At 59.8% G+C, this 5,352-nt stretch carries 6 protein-coding genes and 1 pseudogene; 5 read left to right on the forward strand and 2 right to left on the reverse strand.

Translation table 11 applies throughout. The features are described from left to right. From ABJK70_RS19460 to ABJK70_RS19470, 3 genes are all read left to right on the forward strand, one after another. On the forward strand, positions 1-831 hold an 831-nt coding region (locus tag ABJK70_RS19460), incomplete at its 5' end, for a D-hexose-6-phosphate mutarotase (protein ID WP_347258824.1). A gap of 64 nt (positions 832-895) precedes the next feature. After that, complete coding sequence (gene truC, locus ABJK70_RS19465) at positions 896-1,669, forward strand: tRNA pseudouridine(65) synthase TruC (protein WP_086134902.1); 774 nt, start codon at positions 896-898, stop codon at positions 1,667-1,669. Then, positions 1,653-2,477, forward strand: coding sequence for an NYN domain-containing protein (locus ABJK70_RS19470; RefSeq protein WP_077728570.1), 825 nt, complete (start codon positions 1,653-1,655; stop codon positions 2,475-2,477). The genes truC and ABJK70_RS19470 overlap by 17 nt, the downstream gene beginning before the upstream one ends. Positions 2,478-2,485: 8 nt before the next feature. Here the strand turns inward: ABJK70_RS19470 and ABJK70_RS19475 are convergent, their stop codons facing one another. Next, positions 2,486-2,731, reverse strand: coding sequence for a hypothetical protein (locus tag ABJK70_RS19475; RefSeq protein ID WP_077728571.1), 246 nt, complete (start codon positions 2,729-2,731; stop codon positions 2,486-2,488). 260 nt (positions 2,732-2,991) lie between these two features. Between ABJK70_RS19475 and ABJK70_RS19480 the strand changes: the two genes are divergently transcribed. Continuing rightward, on the forward strand, positions 2,992-3,792 hold the full coding sequence (locus ABJK70_RS19480; protein WP_347258825.1) for a MotA/TolQ/ExbB proton channel family protein: 801 nt from the start codon (positions 2,992-2,994) through the stop codon (positions 3,790-3,792). Positions 3,793-3,807: 15 nt separating this feature from the next. Continuing rightward, positions 3,808-4,842, forward strand: coding sequence for an OmpA family protein (locus ABJK70_RS19485; protein ID WP_347258826.1), 1,035 nt, complete (start codon positions 3,808-3,810; stop codon positions 4,840-4,842). Positions 4,843-4,948: 106 nt separating this feature from the next. On the opposite strand, the pseudogene ABJK70_RS19490 reads toward ABJK70_RS19485, so the two are convergent. After that, positions 4,949-5,352, reverse strand: a pseudogene (locus ABJK70_RS19490) (hypothetical protein); the annotation flags it as partial.

The following is a 5,352-nucleotide window of genomic DNA, read 5'->3' on the forward strand; positions in this document are numbered from 1 at the left end:
GGTGTGGTGGAGATCAGCAACGGTCTCGCCATGGCGAGCATCGCCTTGCAGGGAGCTCATTTGATGAGTTGGGCGCCGTATCAGGAGGAACTGGTCATTTGGCTGTCGCCGAAGGCGAAGTTCGGGCCGGGCGAATCGATCCGCGGCGGCGTGCCGGTCTGTTGGCCTTGGTTCGGGCCGCATCCCGGCGAATCCTCTTTTCCCGCTCACGGTTTCGCGCGCACCCAGCCGTGGGAAGTGATCGAAGTGCTGGCGCTGGAGGACGGTTCGAATCGCTTGGGTTTTCGCCTCATCCGGAGCGACGAGACCTACGCACTATGGCCGCATTCGACACCGCTGGAACTCTATATGACCATAGGCACGGCGCTGGAGATGGAACTGGTGACGCATAACGACGGGCCTGCGCCGATCACTATCGGCGAGGCTCTGCACACATATTTTCAGGTCAGCGACATTCGTCGGATCTCGATACACGGCCTCGATGGCTGTTCCTATATCGACAAAACGGACGAGGGACGACGCAAACAGCAGTCGGGCCCCGTGACCTTTTCCGGGGAAACCGACCGGATTTATCTCGAATCCACGGCTGATTGCGTGATCGAGGATCCGGGCTTGAATCGCCGCATCCGCATCGCCAACCGGGGCAGCCGCTCCACGGTGGTGTGGAATCCTTGGGCCGAGAGGGCCGAGGCGCTGGGCGATTTCGACGAGGACGGTTATCTCCGCATGGTGTGCGTGGAAAGCGCCAACGCGGCGGACGATGTGGTGACGATCGAGCCGGGCGGGACGCACCGTCTCCGGGTGCGCTATACGGCGGAGCCGTTGCGTTGAGCGCTTTGGCAGACCTTGTGTCGCGCTTTGTGAACCGCGGCCTTTAAGGCGACTCGGCCGAAGCATGGAAATCCTCTATCAAGACGACTCTCTCGTGGCGGTGAACAAACCCGCCGGCCTGCTCGTCCACCGGAGCGCGATCGATCGCCACGAAACCCGGTACGCCATGCAGATCGTTCGCGACCGGCTCGGCCGCCGGGTGTATCCGGTCCATCGCCTGGACAAGCCGACCTCGGGCATACTGGTGTTCGCGCTCGATGCGGATACCGCCCGGCGGATGACGGAATTATTCTCCGGCGGCGGCGTCGACAAGACCTATCTCGCCGTAGTCCGCGGCTATGCGGACGAAACCGGCATTATCGATTATGCGCTGGAAGAACAGCTAGACCGGATCACCGACGCCAATGCGCAACGGGACAAACCGGCTCAGCCGGCGGTAACGTGCTACCGCAGGCTAGGGATTGCGGAACTCCCTTTCGCGGTCGGCCGTTACCCGACGGCCCGCTACTCGCTGCTGCGGGTATCGCCTAAAACCGGGCGGAAACACCAGATCCGGCGCCACATGAAGCATATTTTTCACCCGGTTGTAGGCGATACCAGCCATGGCGACGGGCGCCACAACAATTTTTTCAGGAGTCATTTCGGCTGCCATCGATTGCTGCTGTGCGCGACCGGTCTGGCATTCACTCATCCCGATACGGGCGAGAGGCTCCGTTTGGAAGCGCCCCTGGATGATTCTTTTCGGCGCATCGTGGACAATCTCGGCTGGGCCGACGTTTTGAACAAGGTCCCCGAATCCGGCCATTTACATAAACCAATCTATGACCCACACACCTAAGACTCAAATCATGGCCTTGTTCTGCGACTTCGAGAACATAGCCCTCGGCGTGCGCGACGCCAAATACGCTGCCTTCGACGTCCAGAAAGTGCTGGAGCGGCTGCTTCTCAAGGGCAATATCGTGGTCAAGAAGGCCTATTGCGACTGGGACCGCTACAAGGAATTCAAGGGCGGCATGCACGAGGCGGCCTTCGAGCTGATCGAAATTCCGCACGTGCGCCAATCGGGCAAGAATTCCGCCGACATCCGCATGGTCGTCGATGCGCTAGACCTGTGCTACACCAAGTCGCACGTCGACACCTTCGTGATCATCAGCGGCGACTCCGATTTTTCACCCCTGGTCAGTAAGCTGCGGGAGAACAACAAGGTCGTGATCGGCGTCGGGGTGAAGAAATCCACCTCCGATTTGCTGATCGCCAATTGCGACGAATTCATCTTTTACGACGATTTGGTGCGCGAGGCCGCGAAGCCGAGGCCGAAGGCCAGGCGCGCGCCCGCCAAGACGGCGCGCCAGCCGGGCCCGGAAGGCGAAAAGAAAGCCGAGGAAGACAAGAAGCAACAAGCGGTCGATTGGGTGCTCGAGACGGTCGAGGATCTTTTGGAAGAGCGCGGGGAAGAAGAAAAGGTGTGGGGGTCCATGGTCAAGCAGGCGCTGAAACGGCGAAAACCCGGTTTCAACGAAAGCTATCACGGTTTCCGCACCTTCGGAAAACTGCTGGAAGAAGCCCAGGAGCGGAAGCTGTTAAAGTTGGAATACGATGAAAAATCAGGGGGTTACATCATCAAGGGCCTGGCCCGAGAGGACTAGCCCGGAATTTACCACGGCTTGCCGAAATACACCGGGCCCCGAAAGCCGCGTCTTTTGTACTCGCGTTCGATTTCGCTTTTGAGCGCGGTCGGAATTTCCCGCAGGCTCATTGCGGTCAACTGGTATTCCAGATAGAAAAACGCCGCGCGGGGATCGCCCAGCGTCAGGTAATCGATATAAATTCGGGCAATCGCCGGCCATCGTTTCGGGTCGGGAAACGGGATGATTTGAGCGGTTGATTCGTCTGTTTCCATTTTTCGGCCACCTTACGCGATTCGACTTTGACGGGCGGCGCTTCGTTCACTACGAATGTCGAGTAAGGCTGCAAATCGATCCTGTCATCAAGTCGCCGGCAACTATTGCCGGTTCCGGCAAGCCGCCGCCTCTTTGGCGCGTCAAAAATCCGACGAAATGGCGGAAAATTTCATCATGTTATTGATTTAAAAATGAATATCAGATAGGAACGGAACCTGCATAAACGCTTCCGATACAACCAAAATCGAGCGGAAGCGTCATGAAAGCCGTTATCGTAAAAGTATTGATCGGGTCCGGGTTGTTCGGCCTGTTCGTCCTTTTCTTGTGGGCCGACCCGTCGGGCCGGTATTTCAATCTTTCGGGCCTTTTTCTGGTAGTCGTCGGAACGTTCGCCGCCACCGTGCTTGCCCATTCGTTTCGCGGCGTGACCGATTTGTTGCGCCGGCTGCGGAGCAAGCTAACAAATAAGGCGTCGATGGACAGCGAAGACTTGGATGTGTTCTTGCACCTCGTGGAAGCGCATCGCCGCGGCAGTGTCCGCGCGGCCGAGCAGGCGGCCCGGCGGCTTCAGGAATCTCTGCTTCGAACCGGCGCGGAGCTGGTGATCAATCGCACGCCGCAGGCCGACCTGACGCGCATGCTCCAGTGGAAAATCGGCGCGCAGCGAGAGCGCGATCAGGCCGAAATCCAGATCGTCCGGACCATGGGCGCTTTCGCGCCTGCCTTCGGCATGCTGGGAACGCTGCTCGGCCTCATCGGGATGATGTACGGTTTGGACGCGAATCGCATGGAGCAGATCGGAGAGTCCATGGGCTTCGCCATGCTGACCACGGTGTACGGGCTGGTATTGGCCAATCTGGTGTTGAAACCCCTGGCGACGCGCTTGGAACGGCGCGCCAACGAGAACCTGGCTTGGGCATACGTGCAGATGGAATCGGTGCTCATGTTGCATGACCGGTGTCATGCGGCGATGTTCCGGGATTATTGGCAGGCCTTCTTCGACCACCCGGAGGCGAGCGAACCGATCGATTCGCTCCCGCTCAGCGTGGCCAAATCGTAGCGGCGGGTTGTCCGAATGTCATCGAATCACGCATCGGCGATGACCCAGTTCCGGCGTCCGGAGACTCGGCGGGACGCCACCACCGATCCTTGGCGAGCGGCGGGGGCCGAACGGCCGTCCGAGCAGGGCGGCTGGCTGTTGAGCTATCTCGACGTGATGACCTTGCTGTTTTCGTTTTTCGTATTCCTGTTCGCCTATCAAAAGGCGCTGACGGTGGAGGCGAAAACCGCCCATCCCGAAACAGCGACGCAATCGACACAAGTTGCGGCTTCGATTCCGGTTTCTCCCGCGGTCATCAAGGCATCGAAGACCATTTCGACGAACCGGGCCCCAGCGTCTCCGCCTGTCCGGACGGCCCAGGATAGGAACCCTATAGCGGAAGCCGAGATCAAGGTTTACCCCGCTTATCCGGATGCGGCGAGGACTGTATCCGCGTTATCCCGACGCGAGCCCGAATATAAGGATGCGATTGTCGAGGCAGTTCCTCCGGCGCAAAAGGCCGAGGAAACGTCAAACGTGGCCGGACCTTCCAGCAAGCCGGTTGCGGCGGTTCCCGAAAAAGGCTGGATAACCGAAGCCGGCGACATGGCGCTAAATGCGGCGGCATCCCTCGACAAAGCGTTCTCGGACGCGGATCTCGGCGGTTCGGTCGAGATTTCGGCGGCCAGCGGGGAAGTTCGCCTGGAGATTAACGACGCGATATTGTTCGACCCGGCCAGCGCCGAGCTTAAACCCGAAGGTGCGAGCGTGCTGGACCGTCTGGCCAGCGTGCTTGGTGCTCAAGGCGGCACGATCGAGGTCGAGGGGCATACCGACGACCGTCCCATCGCCACGGCGAAGTTCCGGTCCAATTGGGAGCTGTCGACAGCTCGGGCCAGCACCGTCACCCGCTATTTGATCGCACACGGCATTTCGCCCGAGCGCTTGCGCGCCGTCGGCCTGGCCGACACCCAGCCGCGTGAGGCCAACGATACGCCGGAGGGCAGGGCAAGAAACCGGCGCGTCTCCATCGTGATGTTCCTCCCGCGCGGAGGCGGCGTGAGGACCTGAGCGGGGCGGATTCAATCCTGGTTTTACACGGCGTCGGGTCCGCAGCCGCCTCGCCCCCGCGCCGGTTTGCTGCCGGCGCGACGAAGGGCTGAGGACTTCCGGAGCATTAATGATTTCTAAGGTCTCGTCGCCGGGATTTGATCTGTTCGGCGATACTCTCCAGTTCCGCCACATCCCGTGGGTGGCTTTTGCGGTATTCCGCTTCCTGCATCCGTAGCAAGGCAATTTGCGCCTCCACATTTTCCGGCCGGAGTAATGTGCCGAATTGATCGCCGGCGTCCGCGAGCGTGAATATGCGATCCAAAATCAGATTGCCCAGTTCTCGTTTGAAGTGTCCTGCTTCCCAATACCAGTGCATCCTAGCTTGCCGGTCATTCTTGCCGGGAACGGCTTCCGTGGTCAGTTCATCGAACCCACTGAAATCCCAAAGCAAAACGGGCGGCTCGCCGCGCCTGCCTGCTTCCGTCCCGACGATATGCGTAATCGCTCGTTTCCAGTCTTCGAAAGCCG

This window comes from Methylocaldum sp. (genome assembly GCF_039794385.1).
GTDB lineage: Bacteria > Pseudomonadota > Gammaproteobacteria > Methylococcales > Methylococcaceae > Methylocaldum.

Coding starts and splice junctions, on each gene's coding strand:
- ABJK70_RS19480 (WP_347258825.1), top strand. CDS start 2,992: ATGAAAGCCGTTATCGTAAAAGTATTGATCGGGTCCGGGTTGTTCGGC.
- ABJK70_RS19470 (WP_077728570.1), top strand. CDS start 1,653: ATGACCCACACACCTAAGACTCAAATCATGGCCTTGTTCTGCGACTTC.
- truC (WP_086134902.1), top strand. CDS start 896: ATGGAAATCCTCTATCAAGACGACTCTCTCGTGGCGGTGAACAAACCC.
- ABJK70_RS19475 (WP_077728571.1), bottom strand. CDS start 2,731: ATGGAAACAGACGAATCAACCGCTCAAATCATCCCGTTTCCCGACCCG.
- ABJK70_RS19485 (WP_347258826.1), top strand. CDS start 3,808: ATGTCATCGAATCACGCATCGGCGATGACCCAGTTCCGGCGTCCGGAG.